The 25006-nt window shown below is 36.4% G+C and carries 22 protein-coding genes; 18 read left to right on the top strand and 4 right to left on the bottom strand.

The genetic code is table 11. The features are described from left to right. Window positions 1-69: 69 nt before the first annotated feature. From FNOD_RS05185 to nuoF (FNOD_RS05165), 5 genes are all read left to right on the top strand, one after another. A complete protein-coding gene (locus FNOD_RS05185; RefSeq protein ID WP_011994160.1) occupies window positions 70-564 on the top strand; it encodes an NADH-quinone oxidoreductase subunit NuoE family protein in 495 nt (164 codons plus the stop codon). Beyond that, window positions 561-941: a (2Fe-2S) ferredoxin domain-containing protein gene (locus FNOD_RS05180; RefSeq protein ID WP_011994159.1), complete on the top strand. Its 381-nt coding sequence runs from the start codon at window positions 561-563 to the stop codon at window positions 939-941. The genes FNOD_RS05185 and FNOD_RS05180 overlap by 4 nt, the downstream gene beginning before the upstream one ends. 61 nt (window positions 942-1002) lie before the next feature. After that, window positions 1003-2835, top strand: coding sequence for an NADH-quinone oxidoreductase subunit NuoF (nuoF, locus tag FNOD_RS05175; RefSeq protein ID WP_011994158.1), 1833 nt, complete (start codon window positions 1003-1005; stop codon window positions 2833-2835). Between the two features lie 138 nt (window positions 2836-2973). Next, window positions 2974-3459, top strand: coding sequence for an NADH-quinone oxidoreductase subunit NuoE (nuoE, locus tag FNOD_RS05170; protein WP_011994157.1), 486 nt, complete (start codon window positions 2974-2976; stop codon window positions 3457-3459). Beyond that, window positions 3456-5075: an NADH-quinone oxidoreductase subunit NuoF gene (nuoF, locus tag FNOD_RS05165; protein ID WP_011994156.1), complete on the top strand. Its 1620-nt coding sequence runs from the start codon at window positions 3456-3458 to the stop codon at window positions 5073-5075. The genes nuoE and nuoF (FNOD_RS05165) overlap by 4 nt, the downstream gene beginning before the upstream one ends. An 80-nt stretch (window positions 5076-5155) precedes the next feature. Here nuoF (FNOD_RS05165) and FNOD_RS05160 read toward each other — a convergent pair whose 3' ends face one another. Further along, entirely contained in the window at window positions 5156-6166 is a 1011-nt protein-coding gene (locus FNOD_RS05160) for a polysaccharide pyruvyl transferase family protein (protein WP_011994155.1), read from the bottom strand. A 74-nt stretch (window positions 6167-6240) separates the two neighbouring features. Here FNOD_RS05160 and FNOD_RS05155 point away from each other — a divergent pair, with 74 nt between their 5' ends. Continuing rightward, window positions 6241-6990, top strand: coding sequence for an MBL fold metallo-hydrolase (locus FNOD_RS05155; protein WP_011994154.1), 750 nt, complete (start codon window positions 6241-6243; stop codon window positions 6988-6990). Between the two features lie 3 nt (window positions 6991-6993). On the opposite strand, the gene ybeY is transcribed toward FNOD_RS05155, so the two are convergent. The 3 genes from ybeY to FNOD_RS05140 are packed head-to-tail and all read right to left on the bottom strand — an operon-like array spanning window position 6994 to window position 9799. Next, entirely contained in the window at window positions 6994-7437 is a 444-nt protein-coding gene (ybeY, locus tag FNOD_RS05150; protein WP_011994153.1) for an rRNA maturation RNase YbeY, read from the bottom strand. Between the two features lie 20 nt (window positions 7438-7457). Next, on the bottom strand, window positions 7458-8840 hold the full coding sequence (locus FNOD_RS05145; RefSeq protein ID WP_011994152.1) for an HDIG domain-containing metalloprotein: 1383 nt from the start codon (window positions 8838-8840) through the stop codon (window positions 7458-7460). 2 nt (window positions 8841-8842) lie between these two features. Next, complete coding sequence (locus FNOD_RS05140) at window positions 8843-9799, bottom strand: PhoH family protein (RefSeq protein ID WP_011994151.1); 957 nt, start codon at window positions 9797-9799, stop codon at window positions 8843-8845. Window positions 9800-9924: 125 nt separating this feature from the next. Here FNOD_RS05140 and rpe point away from each other — a divergent pair, with 125 nt between their 5' ends. The 12 genes from rpe (at window position 9925) to gcvPB (ending at window position 24996) form a co-directional block, all read left to right on the top strand. Then, window positions 9925-10563 (top strand): ribulose-phosphate 3-epimerase, encoded by a 639-nt coding sequence (gene rpe / locus FNOD_RS05135; protein ID WP_011994150.1) that lies wholly within the window; start codon window positions 9925-9927, stop codon window positions 10561-10563. A gap of 4 nt (window positions 10564-10567) precedes the next feature. After that, window positions 10568-13129 carry a helix-hairpin-helix domain-containing protein gene (locus FNOD_RS05130; RefSeq protein WP_011994149.1) on the top strand — a complete coding sequence of 854 codons (2562 nt, stop codon included), beginning with the start codon at window positions 10568-10570 and terminating at the stop codon, window positions 13127-13129. Between the two features lie 53 nt (window positions 13130-13182). Further along, window positions 13183-14217, top strand: coding sequence for an AmmeMemoRadiSam system radical SAM enzyme (gene amrS / locus FNOD_RS05125; RefSeq protein ID WP_011994148.1), 1035 nt, complete (start codon window positions 13183-13185; stop codon window positions 14215-14217). After that, window positions 14187-15275 carry an FAD:protein FMN transferase gene (locus tag FNOD_RS05120; protein WP_238374567.1) on the top strand — a complete coding sequence of 363 codons (1089 nt, stop codon included), beginning with the start codon at window positions 14187-14189 and terminating at the stop codon, window positions 15273-15275. Before amrS ends, FNOD_RS05120 begins: the two co-directional genes overlap by 31 nt. Window positions 15276-15317: 42 nt before the next feature. Then, complete coding sequence (locus FNOD_RS05115; protein WP_011994146.1) at window positions 15318-15677, top strand: YbaB/EbfC family nucleoid-associated protein; 360 nt, start codon at window positions 15318-15320, stop codon at window positions 15675-15677. A 169-nt stretch (window positions 15678-15846) separates the two neighbouring features. Then, complete coding sequence (locus FNOD_RS05110; protein ID WP_011994145.1) at window positions 15847-16521, top strand: rhomboid family intramembrane serine protease; 675 nt, start codon at window positions 15847-15849, stop codon at window positions 16519-16521. Between the two features lie 27 nt (window positions 16522-16548). Next, entirely contained in the window at window positions 16549-17679 is a 1131-nt protein-coding gene (locus FNOD_RS05105; protein WP_011994144.1) for a hypothetical protein, read from the top strand. 24 nt (window positions 17680-17703) lie between these two features. Next, window positions 17704-19506 (top strand): TIGR03960 family B12-binding radical SAM protein, encoded by a 1803-nt coding sequence (locus FNOD_RS05100; protein WP_011994143.1) that lies wholly within the window; start codon window positions 17704-17706, stop codon window positions 19504-19506. After that, on the top strand, window positions 19503-20798 hold the full coding sequence (locus tag FNOD_RS05095) for a nicotinate phosphoribosyltransferase (RefSeq protein WP_011994142.1): 1296 nt from the start codon (window positions 19503-19505) through the stop codon (window positions 20796-20798). The genes FNOD_RS05100 and FNOD_RS05095 overlap by 4 nt, the downstream gene beginning before the upstream one ends. A gap of 116 nt (window positions 20799-20914) precedes the next feature. Beyond that, the gene (gene gcvT / locus FNOD_RS05090) at window positions 20915-22207 is read left to right on the top strand and encodes a glycine cleavage system aminomethyltransferase GcvT (RefSeq protein ID WP_011994141.1); all 1293 of its coding nucleotides are present in this window, start codon (window positions 20915-20917) and stop codon (window positions 22205-22207) included. 33 nt (window positions 22208-22240) lie between these two features. Then, a complete protein-coding gene (gcvPA, locus tag FNOD_RS05085) occupies window positions 22241-23566 on the top strand; it encodes an aminomethyl-transferring glycine dehydrogenase subunit GcvPA (protein WP_011994140.1) in 1326 nt (441 codons plus the stop codon). Beyond that, a complete protein-coding gene (gcvPB, locus tag FNOD_RS05080; protein WP_011994139.1) occupies window positions 23563-24996 on the top strand; it encodes an aminomethyl-transferring glycine dehydrogenase subunit GcvPB in 1434 nt (477 codons plus the stop codon). The genes gcvPA and gcvPB overlap by 4 nt, the downstream gene beginning before the upstream one ends. Window positions 24997-25006 lie beyond the last annotated feature (10 nt).

Here is a 25006-nt window from a genome sequence, read left to right as displayed (position 1 = left end):
CTTTTTCTGATATGTGAAATTTTCTTTTTGTATGTTATAATAATCACGAAGTGTGAAGGAGGGATGTGTGTGGCCGTATGTGAAAAACACAAAGAACTTTACGAGGAGTTGGATGCTTACATTGACCAGGTAAAGGATAAACCTGGAATACTTATTGGTGTGCTCCATAAAGCACAAGAGCTCTTTGGCTGGTTACCGCAAGAAGTACAAGAACACGTTGCTGAAAGGTTAGGAGTACCAATATCAGAAGTGTATGGAGTTGTAACATTCTACAATTTCTTTGCTACAAAGCCAAAAGGCAAAAATCAAATTAAAGTTTGCCTTGGTACAGCGTGTTACGTTAAAGGTGCGGACAGAGTTATGGAAAGATTTTTGGAAGAGCTGGGAGTTAAAGCGGAAGAAGTAACAGAAGATGGTCTTTTCTCAGTTCATCCGGTGAGATGTCTTGGTGCTTGTAGTATGGCACCAGTTGTGCTTGTTGGTGAGAAAGATTTCTATGGTAAAGTAACGCCTGATATGGTAAGTAAAATTATAGCTGCTTACAGGAGGGGTGGGTCGCAATGAGTAAAGTAAAGAGTTTAGAAGAATTAATGAAGATTAAAGAAGAGGCACTTCAAAATATAAAGATGAGAGAAAGTGGAAAAAGAGGAAAAATTATTGTTGCAATGGGTACATGTGGAATAGCCGCAGGTGCGAAAGATACGCTAAAAGCCATAGTTGAATACATGAACGAAATGAAAATTGATGATATCGCAGTTGTTCAATCTGGTTGTATGGGACTTTGTGAAGTTGAACCGACGATAGAAGTTTCTCTTGAAGGGCAAGAGCCTGTAATATACGGACACGTTACTCCTGAAAATGCAAAGCGAATCGTTCAGTCACATATACTAGAAGGGAAAGTTGTTTCCGACCTTGTTGTCAAAAGAGGCGAGGTTGGATAATTGCATAACACTTTAGACAAGTATTTTTGATTATCCGATTATTTTCAGGGAGGCGAATAGCGTGGCTTTAACTACTAATACAATCCTTATCTGCGCTGGTGGTGGCTGTATATCCGCTGGTGAAGAAAGTGTTAAACAAGCTTTTGAAAGAAAGTTGAAAGAATACGGTCTGGACACCGTTGTTTCCGTAGTTGAAACTGGTTGTATGGGTGCATGTAGCCTTGGCCCGTTGGCGATTGTTTATCCAGACGGAGTATACTACCAAAAACTTACACCGAAAGCCGCGGAAAAAATCGTTGAAGAACATATACTTAAGGGTCGTATAGTCCCCGAATTCTTATTTGAGGGAGCAAAGGAGAAATTAACTGTAAAGGCCAAACCTGTCCAAGAAGAGATTCCATTCTTTGCGAGGCAAGTGAAAATCGCGCTTAGGAATGTCGGTGTTGTTGATCCAATGAGCATTGAGGAATACATCGCAAGAGATGGATACTTTGCTTTGCACAAAGCTCTTACGACAATGACACCTGAAGATGTTATAAAAGAAATAAAAGATAGCGGTTTAAGGGGACGTGGTGGCGCTGGATTCCCAACAGGTTTGAAATGGGAGCTCGCACGTCAGCAGAAATCTGATATTAAGTACATGATTTGTAACGCAGACGAAGGAGACCCAGGAGCTTTCATGGATAGGTCAGTTCTTGAAGGTGATCCACACTCGATAGTTGAAGCTATGACAATTGCTGGCTATGCAATTGGTGCTCAAAAAGGTTTTGTCTACGTGAGAGCCGAATACCCACTCGCTATAGAAAGGCTTGGAAGGGCTATCGAAACAGCTCATGAGTACGGTTTCCTTGGTGAAAACATACTCGGAACAAACTTCTCATTTGATATTGAAATAAGAATAGGTGCAGGTGCGTTTGTCTGTGGTGAAGAGACTGCATTAATGCACTCAATAGAGGGTAAGAGAGGACAACCAAGGGTCAAACCACCATTCCCTGTCCAGAAAGGACTTTGGGGTAAACCATCAGTTATAAATAACGTTGAAACATTATCTCTTGTTCCACCGATAATATTAAAAGGTGCTTCATGGTTCAGGCAATATGGAACAGAAAAATCACCAGGTACAAAAGTTTTCGCTCTTGCTGGTAAAATTAAAAACACTGGTCTTGTTGAAGTCCCAATGGGTATAACACTTAGGGAGTTGTTGTACGAAATTGGTGGTGGACATCCACAGGGTAAACAGATAAAGGCTGTTCAAACGGGTGGACCAAGTGGTGGAGTTATTCCTTCTGAATTCTTCGATACGCCGGTGGATTACGAATCACTTGGAAAGCTCGGCGCGATTATGGGTTCGGGTGGTATGATTGTTCTTGATGAAGACGACTGTATGGTCGACGTTGCGAAATTCTTCCTTGAATTTACAGTTGATGAATCTTGTGGAAAGTGTACGCCTTGCCGCGAAGGTACGAAAGTGATGTACGATTTACTTGATAAGATAACAAAAGGCGAAGGTACGATGGAAGATATTGAAAAGCTCGAAAGACTCGCGCAAGTAATTAAAGATTCTTCACTCTGCGGTCTTGGTCAAACAGCTCCAAATCCAGTCTTATCAACGCTTAGATATTATAGGCACGAATACGAAGCACACGTAAAAGACAACATATGTCCAGCGAAAAAGTGTAAAGCGTTTATAAGTTACGTAATCTCTCCAGAAAAATGTGTTGGTTGTACGGCATGTGCAAGAGTGTGTCCAACAAATGCAATACACGGAGAGGTAAGGAAAGTACACGAAATAGATCAAGAAGCATGTGTAAGATGTGGTAGTTGTATAGAAGTCTGTAGATTCGGAGCGATAAGCAAAGTAACACCAGCAGTAGAATCAACGATTTCAAAGTAAAAATAGGAGCAGGTGAGTATCTTCCGCAGTGAAGCTCACCTGCTTTTATTATTTTTTAGGTTTAATCATTTTTTAATTCTCTATTGTGGGCTTTTTCAAAATTTTTTCAAAATTTTTGTTTTCGGGGAGGGAAGGTGTGTGGATCGCGTGACTTTAAGAAACATTATTAACGAGATTAAAGAAGAAAGTCTTGAAGAAAGAGATATGCTTGTATATTTACTCCACCGTGTCCAGGACCATTATCAAAGTCATTATATTCCACCAGAAGTTGGTGAAATGATAGCAGAAGAGTTAAATATACCATCTTCAAAAGTTTATGAGGTCCTTACATTCTATACTATGTTCTCCACTAAACCTCGTGGAAAGTACATAATCAGAGTTTGTACAAGTCTTCCTTGCCATGTGCCAGGCGGTAGGGAAATTGTACAATTTTTAAAGCAAAAATTAGGAGTAGACTTTGGAGAAACAACAAAAGACGGATTATTTACATTGGAAGAGACAGGTTGCCTTGGCCTTTGCGGTGTTTCGCCAGTTATTATGGTTAATGACCAATACTACGGAGATCTTACAGTGGAAAAAGTAAATGAAATTATTGAAAACTTAAAAGGTGGTGAGGGGAAATGACACCAATCACCGTCCTTATATCTGTGGACAGCAACAGTATATTACTTGGTGCAAGAGAATACGCAAATTATTTAAAAGAACTTGTAAATAACTATAATCTCTCATCACTCGTAACAGTTTTAGAAACTGTCTCTCTCGGTTCTTATAACGGAGTAGTAATGCATGTTCTTCCAGATGATGTCTATTATTCTGTCAAAAGTAAAGAAGAAGTATTAAAGATAGTTGAGGAACATTTGCTCAAAGGAAGAATTGTTTGGGACCTTACAATACAAAAATCTGATATAAAGGCTCCGGAAAAATTCGCACTTAAAGAGACAAGAATTGTTACGCGAAATATAGGAGTTATCGACCCAAGGAATATAGACGAATACATCGCAAGGGATGGATATTTTGCGCTTTCAAAAGCGTTAAAAATGACCCCTGAGGAAGTTATAAAAGAGATAAAAGACAGTGGTTTAAGAGGGCGCGGAGGAGCAGGCTTCCCAACGGGTTTGAAATGGGAATTTACAGCTAAAACAAAAGCTGATCAAAAGTACATAGTATGTAATGCAGATGAGGGTGAACCAGGTACATTTAAAGATAGGCTTATAATGGAAGGAGATCCTCACAGTGTTATAGAGGCAATGATAATAGCAGGATACGCAGTTGGTGCAACGAAAGGTTATATTTACATAAGAGGAGAATATTATAACTCTGTAGAAAACTTGAAAAAAGCCATAAAAGACGCATATGAATACGGCTTCTTGGGTGAAGATATACTTGGTAGCGGCTTCAATTTCGACCTTACTGTAAGGCTCGGGGCAGGAGCTTACGTTTGTGGAGAAGAAACAGCGTTACTCGAATCTATTGAAGGCAAGTCAGGTAGGCCAAGACTTAAACCACCTTATCCACCACAGTCTGGTCTTTTTGGGAAACCAACAGTTATAAACAATGTTGAAACTCTTGCGAATGTTCCTCAGATAATACTTAATGGTGCGCAATGGTTTAGGAGCATCGGAACGCCAAATTCACCTGGTACAAAAGTGTTCTGTCTTGTTGGCGATGTTAATAGACGAGGTATGGTTGAATTACCAATGGGAGTCACAGTAAGAGAGGTACTTTACGGATTCGGTGGAGGAGTAAAAGGTGGTCGCGAACTTAAAATGGTTCAAACAGGAGGGCTTGCTGGTACATTTATTGGACCAGATAAATTAGATGTACCACTTGATTACGATTCAATGAAAAATTATGGTGTAAGTCTTGGATCTGGTGTTATACTTGCAATTGACGATTCACACTGTGTTGTAGATATTGCATTAAACACTATGGAATTTTTCAGACACGAGTCTTGTGGTAAATGTACACCATGTAGAGAAGGTACAAGACTTGCGTGTGAAATTCTCGAGAAAATGACAAAATTCGAAGCAACTATGGATGATTTGAAATATTTAGAGCAGATAGCTATTTTAAGTGCCGATGCTTCGTTCTGTGGACTTGGTCAAAGTATAAATGTACCTCTGCTATCGCTTATAAATAATTTCAAAGAAGAATTTATCCAACACATAAAAGATAAATATTGTAAAGTTGGTCTGTGTAAAGAAGAAAAGAAGGAAAAGAAAAAGGCTGTAGCTAAGTAAATTATATAAGAATTATAATTGAAATAAAAAGCGTGCTTCCAAAATCTAATTTTGGAAGCACGCTTTTTTGTTAATTTATACTATTTATAAATTATGTTTGATGTTGCTCTTAGCAATGTTTTATATAATTTTTTATAACTTTCATCGCATTCTTTATCCATTATTTCTTTAAGCTTCAAAGGCTCATTTAAAATAGGGACTAATCTTTTTTCTATATCAATCAAATTTCTTGCGAAAAATTCTCTTCGACTTGTGTATTTTCTGAAAAATCTCTGTGATTTTGAATTTTCAAGTGAGATAAATGGAATACCGTAGTACGACGCGACAACAACTGGATGAAACCTTTCAGAGATGACGAATTTTGACGATAATATAAGTGAAGTAAATTTGTCAACATCTTCTATATCTTCGAATAGCTCACATTCAAGTTTTTTAGCAAGCTTTTTTGATATTTCCATATCAGTTCTTTGCGCAGGTGCTATTATTATATTTTTAAAGTAATTATTTAAAACACTATATTCTTCAATATCTTTCTTATTATTCTTTGGTACTAAAAGTAAATCATAAGTTTTGTCAAAATTTTTACTTTTGAACTCCTCCACACTTAAAAATTTTCGAAGATATCTTATGGATGGGTCACATGAAAGCTCGGTCTCCTTGTTTAAGCAAAGCCCGTATTTGTATGAAACTACATCTCTTGCAAATAAAAATGTATTTTTGTTTTTTAATATGTTTCTTAGTAAAATTCTATTACCTTTTTTCTTAACAGGACCAATACTATTTCCGAAGAGTATAACAGGTGTTCTCATGATTAAGCTCAGATTTATCACAGAAGCATAATACAAGAAACTCCTTGTACTTGTAATATCTTGGAGTAAACCGCCTCCACCGTATATAACAGCATCACTGTCGTAAATGTATTCCAATATTTCAAAAATATTAAACCGAGAAATTGTGTCTTTGCTAATTCTTTTTGGAAGGGCAGTGACATATTGTATATTGAATTTTTTTAGAAAATCTGTAATACCGAGTCGCATGAGCTCATCACCGTAATTACCGTAGCCATAATAACCTAGTAACAAAACTTTCAAGGAAAATACCACTCCTTTAGAGAACTATTTTAAGTGAAAAGAAGATAAAAATTTTAATTTAAGAGGTGTAACCCATGGTTCGTAAAGTAACAGAAAACGTATATGTAATAGAACACGAAGAGGCAGCGAATAATGTTATTATTATTGGGAAAAAGGGTGTAATACTTGTAGACACTTCCTTATTTCCCGAGAAGGCAAAGAGTATTAGCAAATTTGTCAAAGAATTTACTATGAAACCGATTTCCTTGGTTTTAAACACACATTACCATCCAGACCATACTTTCGGTAATGTTATTTTTGATTGTCCAATTGTTGCTCACTCGCTAACACGAGAGAAAATGGAGCAATTTGACCAAAATTACTTTGTGGAAATTGGAATTGATTATTTTAAACCAAAACTTCCAGACGTTATTTTTGATGATATATTTGAGTACGAAGATGGATTAAAAATCAAATTTGTCCATGCACCAGGTCATACTCCAGATTCTTCTTATGTTTATATCCCTGAAGAAAATATTCTGATAACAGGTGACACTGTTATAAATACTATACATCCTGAAATTGTTGAAGATAGTAATTTAAACGTATGGATTAAGACACTTGAAAAACTTCCTAAAGCCAAACATGTAATACCAGGCCATGGAGAATATGGTGATTATAAATTAGTTACAGATATGATTGATTATATTGAAAAAATCAAAAAGATAATAATTGGTGAATTGAGACCAGCAGATTTTGAAGCTGATGAAAATTTCTCTAAGAGACTCCATCCCGAAATGTTAGAGTGGAGTTTGAAAAATCTTTTATCAAAAACTAATTTTTAGAATTTAAAGCTCTTTGTTGAATCCTTGCCAAATTTTATCAACGTATTCCTCTTGCTTTTTAAACATCTCTTCTGAGTTTTCCGAAGAGTACTCATGGTCGTAGCCAGCCATGTGTAGTATTGAATGGACGAGAACAGTTAATAATTCTTTTTCGAGAGAATTCCCAAATTCTTTGCTGTTTTCTAAGATTTTTTCTAAACACAGATAACCTTCGGAGTAAGGTTCTTCTTCTCCTTCCGCGTTGTTGCCATAAACAAAAGTTAATACGTCTGTTGCCCCATCTTTTCCCCTATATTGTTTATTCATTTCAGCCATTGTTTCCGGTGTTATAAATATAAACGATACATCAACGTTTCCAATTTCTTTTTTCACAATAGCTTCTAATTCATTTTTCACTTTTTGGATAAAATCTTCTAATCCAGAAGGTAGCTCATTGAAAATTATCATTTTATCACCTCGTTTTTTGGCTATCCAGAAGTTTCCATTTCTTGGTTTAATGTAGGGTACTCTATTCTTTGCTTAGACAAACTTTCGAAGACGATAGTAAAACTCTCTATTATCGTTCTAAGCTCGCTAATAGTTAGACCTGTGTCATCTAATTGACCCTCTTCAAAAAGCTCAATAACCGTTTCCTCTATTATTTTACTTACGTCATTTATATTTTTATCTTTGATACTTTTCAATTTTGCTTCCACAACATCCGCGAGCATTATTATTCCTAGTTCCTTTGTCTTTGGTTTTGGGCCAGGGTATTGATATTTCTCAATGTCGCTTTTTCCGTTCTCCTGAACATCTTTGAGGTAGAAGTATTTTTGTAACCTTGTGCCATGGTGCTGAGGAATTGCCATTTCTATTTGTATGGGCAATCTATATTTTTTGGCGATTTCTATTCCATCGGTCACATGTTTCATTATGATTTTTGCGCTTACTTCCGGTTGAAGTGAATTATGGGGATTATCATCAATGCTCTTTAAATTTTCTATGAAGAACTCAGGATTTCTAACTTTCCCTATATCGTGATAGTACGCACAGGCTCTTGTAAGTATGGCATTTACATTTATACTTTCTGCAGCGCGTTCCGCAAGTTCTGCCACCCTCATGCTGTGATAATAAGTCCCAGGCGCATGAACTGAAAGCAACTTCAACAACGGATGGTTTATAGTTGAAATTTCTGAAAGACCTATATTTGAATATATCCTTGATGATACCTCTATATATGGGAGTATTCCGAGGACAATTATCGATGATACAAAAGGATTAATAAATACAATCACATAATCTTTTAAGGAAAAGTAGAAATGTCTAACAGGTTCTTGGAGAAAAATCATTAATAGACTAGCTATTCCTGAAAATAGCCCCGCTTTGGTAACTTGTATCCTATTTTTAACGTTTCTTAGCGTATAGGTAACTATGAATACCTGAGGGAAAAAGTGAAGGAACATAAAGAAATCTTTGTGATGGAATGCGGTTGAAAGTGATAAAATCAAGCCAGCACTTGCGCCAAATTCGTAGTCAATCAAGAGGGTTATAAGCATTGGGACTGCTGTTATCGGGATGAAAGTAATACCGTATGATTTATATATTAATGTATTTGTTATTCCGCCAAAGAGGAAAATACTATAAAAAAGCAGTCTATACCTAAGGTCGATGTTAATTATATTGGAATTCCTAATGAAATGTTCTATAATACCATACCAAATGACAAGTATAAGTATAAATTCGTTTGCAAGATCAAGCAAGCTAAGGTCATATATGTTGTTGGCAACGCTTATGATAAGAGCAAGTATTATACCATCATAGATAAATGCTTCATCTTTAAGCATATTCCCTTCAGGAATTTTTCGGTTCATTTTTATCTCCTCTTTTGAAGTTTTTCCTCTTTTTTGTTTTTCTCAAAACTATCGTAAGCACGTATTATCTTTTTTACCAATGGATGTCTTACTACATCAGCATCAGTTAAATAGACAAATGCTATACCATCTATATCTTTGAGAATTTCTTGAGCTATGACAAGTCCAGATTGCTCTTCTATATCTATTTGCGTAATATCACCATTAACTATAACTTTTGATCCAAACCCCATACGTGTTAAGAACATCTTCATCTGTTCGTAAGTTGTGTTTTGCGCTTCATCTAATATTATAAATGCGTTATTAAGCGTTCTTCCTCGCATATATGCCAGAGGAGCTATTTCTATAACATTTTTTTCGCGAAGTGAAATAAATTTCTCTATTCCGACCATATCTATGAGCGCATCGTAAAGAGGCCTTAAGTAAGGATCGACTTTTTCAGTTAAATCACCTGGTAAAAAACCAAGCTTTTCACCCGCTTCTACAGCTGGGCGTGTCAATACAATTCTTTGTACCCTTCCTGATTTGAGGTAATCGACTGCAACAGCCGAAGCGAGGTAAGTTTTTCCAGTACCTGCGGGACCTATAGCGAAGACTATATCATTTTTCTCTATTGCTTCAAGATATTTCCTTTGTCCTTCGGTCTTTGCCTTTACTTTTCCAACGGATTTCTTATAAACTTCTTCTGGTTTTTCTATCTTTTCATTTTCCTCCACGATGTATTCAAATTCTGTCCAATCTAATAAATGCCCTTCTCTTGTGATATTTATAACTTCCCTTAAAATCTTTTCTACGGTGTTGACAGATTTTTCATCTTCGCCCTTAATCCTTATTTCATCGTCAATCACGTTAATTTCTACGTTAAATCTTCTTCTTAAATATCTTGCTTTGTTATCGTATTGTCCAAGGATTTCGACAACTGCTACGTCTGAAGGAATAGAAATTCTACGTAAATTCACTTGACCACCTCTACAATAAAATTTTTTACGTTTTGAATAATTGTTGCTTTTTACTTTTTATACAAGTATAATTATACCAGAGAATAGCTAAATAGTAAAGAAATTAGAGAAAGGAGTTGATTAAATTGGCAATTATATCTGCGTCTATTTTAGCAGCTGACCTTTCAAGACTAAAGGAAGAACTCGAAAGAGTAAAACCATTTATCGATGAGATACACCTTGATGTTATGGATGGGCATTTCGTTCCAAATTTGACGTTTGGTTATCCCATGATAGAAACATTGAGAACATTTACAGACCTTCCCATAGATGCTCATCTTATGGTAACAAATCCAGATGACCATATCAAATTATTCATAGAAAAAGGTGCGACGCGTGTTACAATTCATCAAGAAACTTGTTATCATTTACATAGAAGTGTTGAATTAATAAAATCACTTGGCGCAGAGGCATTTGTTGCTATAAACCCTGCAACTTCTATCTATACCCTTGAAGAAATTTTATCTTACGCGGATGGAATTTTAGTAATGACGGTTAACCCGGGATTTTCAGGTCAGAAATTCATACCAACGATGATGGAGAAAATCAAGCGCTTGAATGAAATAAGAAAAGAAAGAAATTTATCTTTCAAGATAGCTGTAGATGGTGGTGTTGGTAACTCAAACGCTCAAGACTTAATCAACATCGGAGTTAATATACTTGTAATGGGGTACGGTGTTTTCAGAAACGATAAATTACATGAATTAAATAAGTTCAGAATGTAAGTTTGTGGAGGTGCTTTATATAGGCTATATCAACTCACTTAAGAAACGTGGCCTTTGTTTTGTTTCACCATACTCTTTTGAAGGTTCGGTACTGGATTTCGATAAAATTTTCCAATGGGCTATTGAAAATAAAATTGCTGTCCTTGTCTTATCAGATACAACACTCCACGGTGTTGTAAAATTCATTCGTGTAAGTAAAAAATATAAAGACATAATACCGGTTATAGGCTATAGAAAACATGATAAAACGTATGTTTTCAGAAACACATCAGAATTTATTGAATTTCTGAAAATATATAATTCAAGAGATTTAAATGAACATAATTCGAAGATTTTAGAACAGAGATTTACGTATATCAAGTCAAAACCTATTTACTTCCTTCCCGGTCAAGAAGAAATTTACAAAATACTCTGTGATTACATGGGAAAAAAGATTGAAATCGATGATATTGAAAATTTCGATATTAACAAACACATATTTGAAATTGATGAGAGTCAATTTAACATACAAGAATATTCTTTCAAATCTTCTCAAAAGTTGCCGATTTCGAGTGATGACTTTTTAGAAGAATTATTAAACCAAGAAAAAGAATACAAAGAAAGGTTGGAAAGAGAAATAAGACTTGTTAAATCTTTCAAGTTCGAAGACTATTTTTATACTGTAAAGAGGATAGTTGAGATTGCTAAAGCTCATAACATTGAGGTCGGATACGGTAGAGGGAGCGCTGTTGGTAGTTTACTTGCTTACAGACTGGGCATAACGAAGATAGACCCAGTTAAGTACAATCTTTTGTTTGAACGATTTTTAAATGAAGGAAGAACTGACTATCCAGATATAGACTTAGATATAGAAGATGTAAGAAGACAAGAGCTTATAAAATTGTTGAAAAGTGAATTTGGTTACGTTTACAACATATCCACTTTCGTTGGAATCCCAAAGAAATTTTTGGATAGCATACCAGAAGAATATGCGAACGAGTTGTCAAACATTCCTATTCAACGTTCCACCCATGCCGCAGGTGTTATAATTTCAACCACACCTTTAAACGTGCCTATGATTCATAGTGAAAGTGGCATTGACACAATTGAATGGGATATGGACGATTTACAGTATCTTGGATATATAAAGTTCGACTTGCTCGGCCTAAAAACTTTAAGTATATACAAAGAATTAAGAGATACTATAAGCCAATCTTTCAAAGAAGAAAAAGAAGAATTCAAGAAAAATACATATAGATATATTTCAGTTGGTTTTACAGACAATGTTTTTCAACTTGAAAGTAGCATAGGAAAATCTGTTGTCAGAGATGTCAAACCATCTAATATCTCCGAATTAGCAATCACAATATCACTAAACAGACCTGGGCCTTTGAGGTCTGGAATTACAGGTGAAATAAGAAATTTGAAAATCAAGAAATTGAAAAAATACAACCTTGAAATTTTAGACGAGACTTATGGCCTGCCGATTTATCAAGAACAGATAATGAAAATTGCTATGGAATTAGCAGGTTTTAGTAGTACACAAGCGGATATCTTGAGAAAAGCGATAGCGAAGAAAGATATCGATAGCATAAGACAACTTTATGAAAGATTGAAAAACGCCCTTTTCGGTAAACTTGGGAAAGAAGGCTTAGAACTCGCAAAGAATATCTTGGCGTTTGGCGAATATGCGTTTAACAAATCTCATGCTATTGCTTATTCTCACTTGACGTACTATATGGCGTATTTTAAAGTGAATTTTCCAGATATTTTTTACGATACTTACCTAAAATATGACACGTCGATATTGCAAGATGCGTTGTACAATCTTCAAACTTTAAATTACAAAGTGCTTCCACCTAAGCTTTTCTCAAACTTAAAAACTATGAATAAAGACGAGAAAATATATCACTTACCGTTACACATATTACCTGGTATATCTGTGGAAAAGTCAAAACAGCTACAGACAATGGAATTCAAAAGCTTCGAAGATTTTGTCGAAAAAGCGGATTTACCACTTTCCGTTATCGAAGCTCTTATAAAAGTTGGTGCTTTTGACGATATTTTTGAGAGCAGACGAAAGGCAATTCAAAAACTTAGAAATCTTAGAAACAAATTCAACCAAGAAGCTGTAAAAATAGGTAACAAGCTCTTTGGAAAAATTGTTAAAGTCGACGAAACAAAAGTAGAGGAAGATTGGGAACGCACTAACATGGAATATGATATATTAGGAATTGCTGTGTCTTTACCTACTAAAGTTACCAATAACCTTGCACCGTATTGCATAGCCTATTCTCTTGATTTGCCTTACGCTGTGCACGTTTCAGTAAAAGCGGGTTACGGTACAGACGGAAAAAGCGTTTTCAAGGTTAATTTACCAGATGGGAATTACACGCTGGTATACCCAAATAGATTTGAGCCAGGGCATATGAAAGTTTCATATGAAGTGAAAACCATACCTACGAGAGCAGAGATTTCAAAATTGTCAACGCAAGGATTTGAGCAGATAATACTTCCAAGTGGTAAAGTTTTGCAAAACTCAAGACCAATTATGAATGGTATTAGGACTGTACTCAGAGATAAGTGAGTTTTCAGCATTAGTTAATTTTGCATTTTTTGAAATAAGGAGGCGCCTCTGATATGTTCAATTACCACGAGGCGAAGTATTGGAAACGTTTGGAAACGTTTGGAAGATCCGAAAGTGATGAAAATAAGCTACAATGTGTTTTATGCCCCCATGAATGCGTAATCTCAGATGGTAGGACTGGGATTTGTAAGGTAAGAAAGAACATAGAAGGTAAATTGTATTCTTTAAATTATGGTGAAGTAACATCTATGGCGCTTGACCCTATAGAGAAGAAGCCTCTCTTTCACTTTTATCCTGGCAGTTCGATAATATCGGTCGGAACTTGGGGCTGTAACTTTAGATGCGCTTTTTGTCAAAATTGGGAGATTTCTCAACAAAGACCGTATTATGTTAAAAGAATTGAACCATACGAGCTTGTAGAAATTGCTCTGGAATATAAACATGAAGGAAATATAGGAATTGCTTACACTTACAGTGAGCCTATAGTGTGGTATGAGTTTGTGCTTGAAACAGCAAAACTTGCTCGCGAGGCAGGCCTTAAGAACGTATTAGTGACCAACGGATACATAAACCATGAGCCGCTTGCTGAACTTGGAAAATTCATAGATGCTATGAATATAGATTTGAAAGCATTTAACAACGAATTTTACCGTAAAGTTTGTGGAGGAGATTTTGAACACGTTTTGAACACGATAAAATACTGCGTTTATAACAATATCCACGTTGAAGTTACAACACTTGTGATACCTGGGGAAAATGACGATATTCAAGAACTTGAGGAAGAATTTAAAGCACTAGTGAATATTTCAAAGGACATACCACTCCATTTATCTAGATATCATCCGGCTTATAAATACACAAAGCCGGCGACAAGCGTAGGAAAGTTAATCGATATATACAACAGTGCGAAAAAATACCTAAATTATGTTTATCTTGGGAACGTTTGGGACGAAAAATATGAAAGTACATACTGTCCAAAATGTGGTAATGTTGTTATAATTAGAAAAGGCTATAATATAGAAATTGTTAATCTTGATGAGGAAGGGCGGTGTAAAGTGTGCAGCAACCAGATCCTAAGGAATTTATGATTCTCAATAAGATTGTTGTCTTTTCGACAATTATTATCTTCATAGTTCTAACTGCTATTTATCTTTTCTTCATCTCTGGTAAGACTGGTCAATACAATGACTATGAAGATTATATCTTTGGCACTTATGTAAGAATTAAAATCGCTTCGAAGGTAAATCCTTCAACTATATCCAAAGCTATTTTCAGTGAAATGAAGAGAATTGAGAGTAAGTACGATGCGTACTCATCAAATAGTGTGCTATACAAAATTAACCATTCACAAGATTGGATAGAGGTTGATGATGAAACGTTAGCTTTGGTAGACTTAGCGTTAAAGATCGCCAATCAAACAGAAGGTGCTTTTGACCCAGCTATCGGAAGGTTAGTAGATTTGTGGGGATTTAGTAAATTTACTGAAAGAAGTGCTACTGAGCAATTCAGCGTACCAACATCGGAAAAAATAGCAGAAGCTGCTTCACTATCTGGACACAAAAATATAGCGATAGACTACATAAAAAAGATGGTAAAAACAAATGGTGCATGGTTAGATTTCGGTGGAATGCTGAAAGGTTATGCTCTTAAAAGAGCTTACCAAATAGCTAAAGAATATGATAAGAACTGTCACGGATTTATCGAAGCTGGTGGTCAAATAATGATACTTGGTCCGAAGTATAATAAGGCGAATTGGATTATAGGTGTCAGAGACCCTAGAGGGCAACCTGGCGAAAACATAAAGCTTGTGTATATGAAATCGGGTTCTATCGCAACGAGCGGTGATTATGAGAGATTTTTTATTGTAGACGGTGTTAGATATCACCACATAATAGACCCGAAAACCGGATATCCTGCGCGAGGAGCTATAAGCGCAACGGTGATAAGTGAGGATCCTGTTATCGCAGACGCGTTTTCAACAGCCGCTTTTGTTCTTGGGAGGGAAAATTGGTTGCTTACAAGAACACTCTTCCCAAAGTATGGTGCTGAGGTGTTTCTTGTTTATCAGGAAAAAACACCAGAAGGACTTAAAACAAAAACACTCCAAACAGATAACTTTGTAATATGGGAGAATCCTGATAAGTAATTAATTATAAATTTGAGACTTAAGAATGGGGAGGTTATTAGTATGAAAAAGCTTAAGAGTTTTGGTGGTAAGAATTTAGGAGGAAGTAGTGGAGCACCTGGATTACCAAAGAACTTTGCAGAATTACAAAGATTGCAAGAAAAAATGGAACAGGAACTCAAAGAGTTAGAAAATACACTTGCGAATGAGGAAGTTACCGTAGAAATCGGTGGAGCTTTAAAAATTGTTGCAACGTGTGATAGACAAGTGAAAGACATAATTTACGAATCTGATATACTTGAAGACCAAGAAATGTTCAAAGATATGCTTAAAACAGCTATAAGTGAGATATGGCAAAAAGTTGACCAGATAAGAGAAGAAAGAACAAACGAGATAATTGCCAAATACAATCCATTAGCTTAACAAATTCGAATTTTAGTAAATAATTAACTTAAACAAAAAGGCTGGAACACTAACCAGCCTTTTTTGTGTTTATTACATTTATAACTTTTGATTAGTTTATCAAGCGGTGATATAATTGTACTAAGTAAATAAGTTTATACAAAAATAAAAATTTTCGGGAGTGAGATTAGTGTACGAAAGGAAAAACCCAGCGTATTTGTATTTGATATTAGTGAATTCTCTTATTCTTCTTATTTTTTATGTATTCAAAACATTTTTTATAAAAAGTGACTTAGCATACTTACTTTTTGGTGCGCAATACGGTCCACTTATCAAATCTGGTCAGTGGTACAGGATAATTACCGCTATGTTTATGCATGGTGGTTTTTTACACCTTGCCTTTAATATGTATGCTTTGTACATCATTGGTAACTATGCTGAAGGTATATACGGAACTTACCGATTTATTACTTATTATTTTATTACTGGAATTGTGGGAAATGTAGCAACCCATATTTTCTATTATGGCTCTCTATCCGTTGGTGCAAGTGGAGCTATTTTTGGTCTTGTTGGCGTGCTTTTTGGTGCTGGATTTAGAAAAGATACACCATTCTTTTTAAAACCTATAACGGGGAGCGCTTTACTTCCAATGATAGTGATAAATGTTGTTCTTGGCTTTATTCCAGGCTCAGGTATAAACAACGCTGCCCACATAGGTGGATTACTAACAGGTATCTTACTTGGTTACACATTACCAGTTTACGATAATTATCGTTCGCAAAAGATTTGGAAATTATTGGCGTATGTGTTAATAGGTTTAACGGTTATTTCTTACGTTTGGCTCATAAAGGATGCTTTGGCGTAATTAAAAAAAGAAAAGAGGTGTTATTTTATGGGAAAGTTACCAATATTTAAGTTTTACTTATTTTTCTCAATAATTGTGCTCAGCTCAATGTTATTAGCTCAAAATCAGTCGCAAGATATTTTGGTTCTCTTTAGTTCCAACGGATTGTTTTACACAACAGTTGATAAAGAATACGAAGTCCCAGAAGGTTGGAGAGTTTTGCAGGTTTCTTCCAGCAGATGGTATATTGAAAGCTATACTGAAAATCAAAAATATGAAATTCCAGTCGAACTTCCACGTGGAATTTACGAGTTGAATGACAATGTAGCGATTTTTGAAAATGGTGAAAAGTATATTCAAACACCGTTTGGGATTGGTAGGATTGTCAAAGAATCGCAAGCGAAGAATGTTCTCAAATCTTCTGATAAAGCAGAGGCTTTGTTTGCAGTACCCGGTGGATTTAGAATTTATTATGTGTTGAAAGAAAACACATTGGAGCAATTCTTTGAAATTCGCTCTCCGATTGACAAAGCTTACGTTGTGCTCTCCACAGCTCCAGAGGAGAATAACGTAAGGCTTATGTATTCAAAGGCAGTTGCGGCAGAATCCGCAATGGCTGAAGAAGTAACAGCCGAAGGCAGGAAGATATTTATACTTGGATACCAAGAGGGTTTGAAAAACGGTGTGAATATACGAAACAAGGTATTAAATATCACGCGAAAAGATTGGCAAAAGATAAATCTCCAATATACATACACGTATAACTGGCAGCCTGCTGATTACGTTATTGAAATAAATACAGGCGAAGAACTTCCAGCAGGTCAAGTTTATATATACTCAAATGTATCTGGAAGAGTTATGCCGATAGGTTTGGGCACAATGCCTGACGTAAATAAACAGGGTGAGATATACGTTTCAAAGAGCTGGCAGTTGTACCACTCTTGGACACTTAATAAACTTACAAAACTTGGAGGGAGAGTTTACATCGTTGGAGATTTGAATTTAAAAGGTTACGGTAGCGCAAAGGTTATACTGAATGGGAAAAGCATAAAAGACCTTTCAATAACTCCACAGAATACTTACAAGATACTAAAATCATCGGCAGATTACTATGAAATTGAAATTCCTGTCTCAGGAACAGCCAAGATATCTATTTCATTCAGTTACAGTGAACAGTAAAACACTAAAAGGAGTGATATTTTCTTGCATAATTCTGAAAGAATTCTTCGATTCTTATCTGAAAACTTGATAACAGTTTCAAAACCGGCAAGATACATAGGCGCTGAGTACAATAGCGTTATCAAAGATACTTCAAGCAAGGATTACTTAAGAGTGGCTTTCGGTTTCCCGGATGTTTATGAAGTCGGTATGTCGCATTACGGTCTTGAGATACTGTACTGGCTTGCTAACAAGCTTGACTATGTGTACGCTGAGCGTGTTTTCTTACCTTGGGTTGATATGATTGAATTGATGGAAAAGAATGATATTCCACTTTTCACACTTGAAACACGAACACCAGTTTACGAACTTGACATGCTTGGAATTTCACTTGAATACGAACTATCGTACACAAACGTTCTAAAGATGCTTGAGCTCTCAAGAATTCCAATTAGGGCAGAGGAACGAAGAGACGATGACCCGATAGTTGTTGCTGGAGGACCTGTTGCGTATAACTGTGAACCTATAGCTGAGGCGTTTGATGCGATATACATAGGTGATGGGGAAGTAAATCTACACAAAATGCTCCGGGTGATATACGAAACGAGGGAAATGAAGAGATACGATAGACTCAGAGAGTTAGCGAAGATAGAAGGTGTTTATATTCCAATATTCTACGAACAAAAAGGTCGGAAAATCGTTCCAAAGTACGATTTTGTCCCTGAAAGAATTTCAAGAAACATACTAAAAGACTTGAATTCGGTTACCCCTCCAGAAAAGAAGATATTACCACACGTTGAAAGCGTGCATGACCGCGCTGTAATTGAAATCAGTCGGGGTTGTACACGTGGATGTAGATTTTGCCATGCAGGATACGTTTATCGTCCTGTCAGGGAGCGTAGTGCGGATGAGATCGTCAAATCTGTTAAGAAACTCATAGAGAATACAGGTTACGATGAAGTATCTCTTCTTTCGCTCTCATCGCTTGACCATTCTCAAATAAGTGAGATAGCGGAAAAGTTAGTTGAAGAATTAAAGGACAAGAAAGTCTCAATTTCTATTCCTTCGACACGTGTTGATGCATTTAATATAAAAATTGGTGAGAAAATTGCCGAGGTTAGAAAGACAGGCTTAACATTCGCTCCCGAAGCTGGGAGTCAAAAGATGAGGGATGCCATAAACAAGCAAATCTCATACGACGATATAATAAACACAGCGAGTGAAGCAAAGCGTGCAGGTTGGAGAAGGATAAAACTCTACTTTATGGTTGGATTTCCAGAAGAAACAGAGGAAGATATAAAGGAAATAGGTGAGTTAATTAAAGATATTAAAAAACTTGGCTTTTCCGATATAACGGCCTCTGTTAATTTATTAATCCCAAAACCACATACCGCATTCCAATTCGCAAAATTGCAAGAGCCGGAATACATGAGTATGGTAAGAAAAATCTTGGGACCATATCGAAAGTATGGAAAGATTGATATCAATGATGGAAAAAAGAGTTTCGTCGAAGGAATTCTTTCGCGTGGTGATAGAAGGCTATTTTCAGTCATTGAAAAGGCATACAAAGTAAGTTATTATGATGAATGGGGAGAATTTTTCTCATTTGAAAAATGGATGAATTTATTTAACGAGTTAGACATTTCACAGTACATAGGTCCTTACGGTATAGAAGATTTCCCATGGGACCATATTGATAGTGGTGTGAGTAAAGAGTTTTTGTGGAATGAATATCAGAATTATTTCGTTCAGGCAACCACGAAAGATTGCCGAAAGGGTTGTACACTTTGTGGAGTTTGTCTTAATTATCCAGTGCGTAATGTGATTATGGGAGGGAATGAAATATGAGCAAGAGACTTCATCCGAAGGTTTTTAAAGTACCAATTGATAGGATTAGGATGGGATACTATTCTGATAAATACTTTACAAGATATGTTGAGGTGCTAAAAAAAGACAACAGGCACCCAAGAGTTTATTACCAATTCTTCCCAAGGGATAACGCAATTGTCTGTGGTGTGGACGAAGCTCTTGCTGTCTTGAGATACTGCACAGGTTATTACAAAGATGAAGAAAAAGCAAGATACCTTTACAATGAGATTTTAAACCTGGATAAAATGATGCAGAGCTTATCTGTGGAAGGTAACGTCGAAGAAATAGTTGAACTGACGAGAAAAAAGTGGGATTTGAGATTAAAACTCAACGAGCTTTGGGTAGACAAATGGGATGAAATAGAAGTCAAAGCGGTTTACGATGGTGAATACGTTCCGGATGGAGAACCTTTAATGACGATAGAAGGTGATCCAATATACTTTGGTTATCTTGAGACAGTTTTACTGGGCGTTATCGCACGGGCTACAAGCACAGCAACGGCAGTTAAGAAAGTCGTTGAGGCAGCAAATGGTAAGCCTATATTATTCTTCAGTGCAAGATTTGACCATTACTGGGTCCAAGCAACTGATGGCTATGCAGCGCTCAAAGCTGGGGCATTTGGTGTCTCAACAGATGCGAATGCAGATTATTGGGGCGTAGAATCGATGGGCACAATTCCGCACGCGCTAATTGCCGCATACGATGGTAAGACAGAGGACGCGGCAATTGCGTTTGATATGCATATGCCGGAAACCGTTAATAGGATAGTTTTAGTTGATTGGGATAACGATGTCATTGGTACAACGTTTAGGGTTGTTAAGAAACAATATGAATACGTTATGGGTAAAGAATTCATACTTGGTGAAACAGATCCTTCACCGATTATAGGACCGGGTAAGAATAAAATTTGGGGTGTCAGATTTGATACATCTGGAAGTTTAAGGGACAAATCAGTAACACCCATAGGTCCGCAATCGTTTGGTGTATGTCCAGAACTTGTATGGAAAGCAAGACAAGAATTTGATAAAGTGGGTCTGAAAGATTTGAAAATAGTTGTTTCAGGTGGTTTTGACGAAGAGAAAATCAAATTATTCGAATCGTTAGGTGTACCAGCTGATGTTTACGGTGTTGGATCGAAACTATTGAAGAAGAAAATCGACATAACAGCGGATATAGTTGAAGTGAATGGAAAACCATGTGCAAAGGTAGGAAGATATAAAAAAGATGCTTCACATTTGAAAATTGTTAGTAAACGTTATTGGGAAGAATAATTTACCATTAACTTTCCTAAATCATTCTTAAATAATTCTTGATGCATTTTTGAAGAGTGATAGAATTTAATTAGAACTGAAGAAAATCAAAAAAAATACTCATAGGAGAACTGTTTATGTGGAAAATTGTTGCAACAACCGTTGGTGAAATAGAAGCAAGAATAATTGAAAAATTATTAAATTCTCATGATATACCCGTTTTAGTTCAAAAAACGGACGTTTTTATTCACCCTATATTTGGTAGCAGTGTTCAATGTGAAATACTTGTGCCCGAAGATAAATACAGCGAGGCAATAGAACTTATCCAATGGGAGGGAAAAACAGTGAAGTATACTCCATTATACGAAGACCATGTGAAGCTTGGTGCTAAAATAGTTGAATTTGCTGGGTACTATATGCCACTCCAATATGAAGGTATCATTCCAGAAGTGCATTTGGTAAGAAAAGAAGTTGGAATGTTTGATGTATCTCACATGGGAGAATTCATATGTGAAGGACCAGACGCTGTGAAATTTGCAAATTATGTGGTAACAAACGATTTCGGTTCAATCAACTACGGTGACATAATTTACACAGCCATGTGCAATGAAAATGGTGGGTTCGTAGATGACTTACTTGTCTACAAAATTGCTCCAGAAGAAGTCATGTTCGTTGTAAACGCTGCAAATATAGATAAAGATTTTAATCATCTTTTAAAACTCTCTGAAAAGTTTAATGTTAAATTGACAAACATTTCCGATGAAACAGGATTAATTGCTGTACAAGGTCCAAAAGCTCAGGAAAAAATACAACCTCATGTTAACTTTGACCTTGAAGAAATTGGATATTATTCATTTAAAAAAGGAGAAATATTCGGTGTGAGAGGTATTATTTCAAGAACAGGTTACACCGGAGAAGATGGCTTTGAACTTTACATTCCCGCAAATCAAACCTCATTCGTTTGGCGAAAATTATTAGAAATAGGTGTAAAACCCGCAGGTTTAGGTGCAAGAGATGTTTTAAGACTTGAAGCAGGATTACTTCTTTATGGTAACGATATGGATGACACAATTACACCTCTTGAAGCATCTATACCTTGGGCAGTAAAATTCGAAAAAGGTGATTTCTTTGGTAAAGAAGTCTTGCTTAAACAAAAGGAAGAAGGTTTGAAGAGAAGATTAAGAGGCTTAGTTATCGAAGGAAAGCTCGTGCCAAGACACAATATGGAAGTTTACAAAGATGGTCAAAAAATAGGTTATGTAACAAGCGGTACATTCTCTCCTACGCTTGAAAAACCAATAGCTTTTGTTATGATCGATGCGAATGTAAAACTCAATGAAAAAGTACAGATAGCAATCAGGGATAAGATGGTCGATGCTTTAGTTGTCAAGACACCATTCTACAAAGGAAGCGTAAGGTCAAGAAAATAATATATTTTTTGAATACAGAAGGGAGTGAACAATGTGCATAGATATATTCCACATACCGAAGAAGAAATCCGACAAATGCTTGAAGAAATAGGTGTTAAAAGTATAGATGATTTGTTTGTAGACGTCCCAAAAACGATAGATGGTTACAATATACCAGAAGGAAAAGATGAGTTCACTGTTAGAAAATTTGTTGAGGGTATTTCTAAGAAAAATATCAACTTTGACCCTGAAAATATCTTCCTTGGTGCAGGTATATACTATCATTACATCCCAACAGTTGTAAAACACATGGCTTCCAATCCTAATTTTGTAACCGCCTACACACCTTATCAAGCTGAAGTTTCCCAAGGTACTCTTCAAATGTTATTTGAATATCAGACAATGATGTGTGAACTAACGGGCATGGAAGTTGCAAATTCATCGATGTATGATGGTGCAAGCGCATTTGCTGAAAGCTTATTAATGGCCGTTAGGGTTACAGGCAAGACAAAAATGGTTGTTGCAAAGACAATAAATCCAGAATATAGAACTGTTGCAAAAACTTATACAAAACCACAAGGAATTGAGATTCACGAGCTTGATTATGACCAAAGTGGAAAAGTTGATATCGAAAAATTAAAATCGAGTGTTGATGATAAAACCGCAGCTGTTGCAATAGCTTATCCTAATTTCTTTGGTGTAATCGAAGACTTAAAAGCGATAAGAGAAGTTATTCCACAGAATGTAATGTTTATAGTTGTAGCTGAACCGGTATCTCTTGCGCTCCTTGAAGCACCTGGAAAGTTTGGCGCAGATATCGTGGTTGGAGAAGGACAATCACTTGGTGTAACACCAAACTTTGGTGGACCTGGAATAGGATTTTTCACAACACTTGAAAAGCATGTTAGAAAGATGCCCGGAAGAATAATAGGTGAAACAAAAGACTTGGAAGGAAACAAAGGATACGTGATGATACTTCAAACGAGGGAGCAACACATCAGAAGAGAAAAGGCAACATCAAACATATGTTCTAACCAAGCGTATATCGCTTTAATCAACGCGATATATATTTCAACGATGGGACCAGAGGGACTAAAAGAAGTTGCGTGGCGCTCTTACAACAACGCACATTATTTAGCAAAGAAGCTTGAAGAAAGAGGCTTTTCAAGAATATTCAATGGTGAATTCTTCAATGAATTCGTTGTAAAGGTACCAGAGACATACAGACAGAAATGGCATGAAATGGTGAAAGATGGTATATTAGGTCCTATCCCAATAGATAGAGTCTACAAAGAACTTGGTCCAAGCGCTTTGGTCTGTTCCACAGAAGTTAACACCAAGGCTTCCATTGAAAGATTAGTCGAGGTGATGTCAAAATGACCATATTTGAAAAATCCACATCCGGAAGAAAAGGATATGAATTACCCGAATATGAATTGCCAAGTGTTGATTGTGGTATACCAGAACATCTTGTAAGAAAAGAAAAACCACTACTTCCAGAAGTTTCCGAAGTCGATGTCGTAAGACATTACACGGAACTTGCATCTAAGAATTACTCCGTCGACAAAGGCTTTTATCCACTTGGCTCATGCACAATGAAATACAATCCTAAGATAAACGAGGATATGGCAATGTTGTTTACGCAACTTCATCCAATGCAACCAAGAGAAACAATTCAAGGCGCAATAGACCTCATGGGGCATTTAAAAGAAATGCTTTGCGAGATAACTGGTACGGACGACATGACCTTACAACCAGCCGCTGGAGCGCACGGAGAACTGACAGGATTGCTTGTTGCAAGGGCTTATTTTGAAGACAAAGGAGAGCTTGATAAGAGAAGAAAAGTGCTTGTACCAGACAGCGCACATGGTACAAATCCAGCATCGGCTGCCATGGCAGGATTTGAAGTCGTGGAATTGAAATCAGGAAAAGATGGTTGTGTCAATTTGGAAGAGCTAAAAGCACACCTCGATGAAAATGTTGCGGTTATAATGCTTACAAATCCTAACACATTAGGTTTATTTGAGAAAGATATACTTACAATAGCAAAAATGGCACACGAAGTTGGTGCGCTACTTTATTACGATGGAGCGAATTTAAACGCAATAATGGGCAGAACAAGACCTGGTGATATGGGCTTTGATATTGTCCATTTGAATTTACACAAAACCTTTAGCACGCCACACGGAATGGGTGGTCCCGGTAGCGGACCTATCGGTGTTAAAAAACACCTTGCACCATACTTACCAGTTCCAGTAATTAGAAAAGCTGGCGAAAAGTATGATTTAGATTACAATTTACCAAAGAGCATAGGAATGGTAAGAAGCTTTTACGGTAACTTCACGGTTATGGTTAAAGCTTACACTTACATACTTACAATGGGTAACAAAGGTTTGAAACATGTAAGTGATATGGCTGTTCTGAATGCGAACTACTTAAGGGCAAAGTTATCGAAAATTTATAAAGTTGCGTACGATAGGATTTGTATGCACGAGTTTGTTATCGACAACGAAGAATTTGTTAAGAAAACTGGTGTAAAAACACTTGATATAGCGAAGAGATTACTTGACTATGGTCTCCATGCACCGACAGTGTACTTCCCGTTGATAGTTCACGAAGCGATGATGATAGAGCCAACAGAAACTGAGAGCAAACGTACACTTGACGAATTTATAGATGCTATGGAAAAGATATACAACGAAGCTATTGAAAATCCAGAACTTGTTAAAAAAGCTCCGTACAAAACACCGATCAGACGTCTTGATGATGTAAATGCGACAAAATACCCTGTTTTCAGATATAAAAAATGATTAGGAGAGA

Source organism: Fervidobacterium nodosum Rt17-B1 (assembly GCF_000017545.1).
In the GTDB taxonomy this organism is placed as follows: domain Bacteria; phylum Thermotogota; class Thermotogae; order Thermotogales; family Fervidobacteriaceae; genus Fervidobacterium; species Fervidobacterium nodosum.
This window is presented reverse-complemented; position numbering and strand designations above follow the sequence as displayed.

Bases quoted from the DNA above. Each gene is read 5' to 3' on its own strand.
- FNOD_RS05180 (WP_011994159.1), top strand. From the start codon at position 561: ATGAGTAAAGTAAAGAGTTTAGAAGAATTAATGAAGATTAAAGAAGAG.
- nuoF (WP_011994156.1), top strand. From the start codon at position 3,456: ATGACACCAATCACCGTCCTTATATCTGTGGACAGCAACAGTATATTA.
- FNOD_RS05155 (WP_011994154.1), top strand. From the start codon at position 6,241: ATGGTTCGTAAAGTAACAGAAAACGTATATGTAATAGAACACGAAGAG.
- ybeY (WP_011994153.1), bottom strand. From the start codon at position 7,437: ATGATAATTTTCAATGAGCTACCTTCTGGATTAGAAGATTTTATCCAA.
- FNOD_RS05145 (WP_011994152.1), bottom strand. From the start codon at position 8,840: ATGAACCGAAAAATTCCTGAAGGGAATATGCTTAAAGATGAAGCATTT.
- amrS (WP_011994148.1), top strand. From the start codon at position 13,183: ATGTTCAATTACCACGAGGCGAAGTATTGGAAACGTTTGGAAACGTTT.
- FNOD_RS05115 (WP_011994146.1), top strand. From the start codon at position 15,318: ATGAAAAAGCTTAAGAGTTTTGGTGGTAAGAATTTAGGAGGAAGTAGT.
- FNOD_RS05105 (WP_011994144.1), top strand. From the start codon at position 16,549: ATGGGAAAGTTACCAATATTTAAGTTTTACTTATTTTTCTCAATAATT.
- FNOD_RS05095 (WP_011994142.1), top strand. From the start codon at position 19,503: ATGAGCAAGAGACTTCATCCGAAGGTTTTTAAAGTACCAATTGATAGG.
- gcvT (WP_011994141.1), top strand. From the start codon at position 20,915: ATGTGGAAAATTGTTGCAACAACCGTTGGTGAAATAGAAGCAAGAATA.
- gcvPB (WP_011994139.1), top strand. From the start codon at position 23,563: ATGACCATATTTGAAAAATCCACATCCGGAAGAAAAGGATATGAATTA.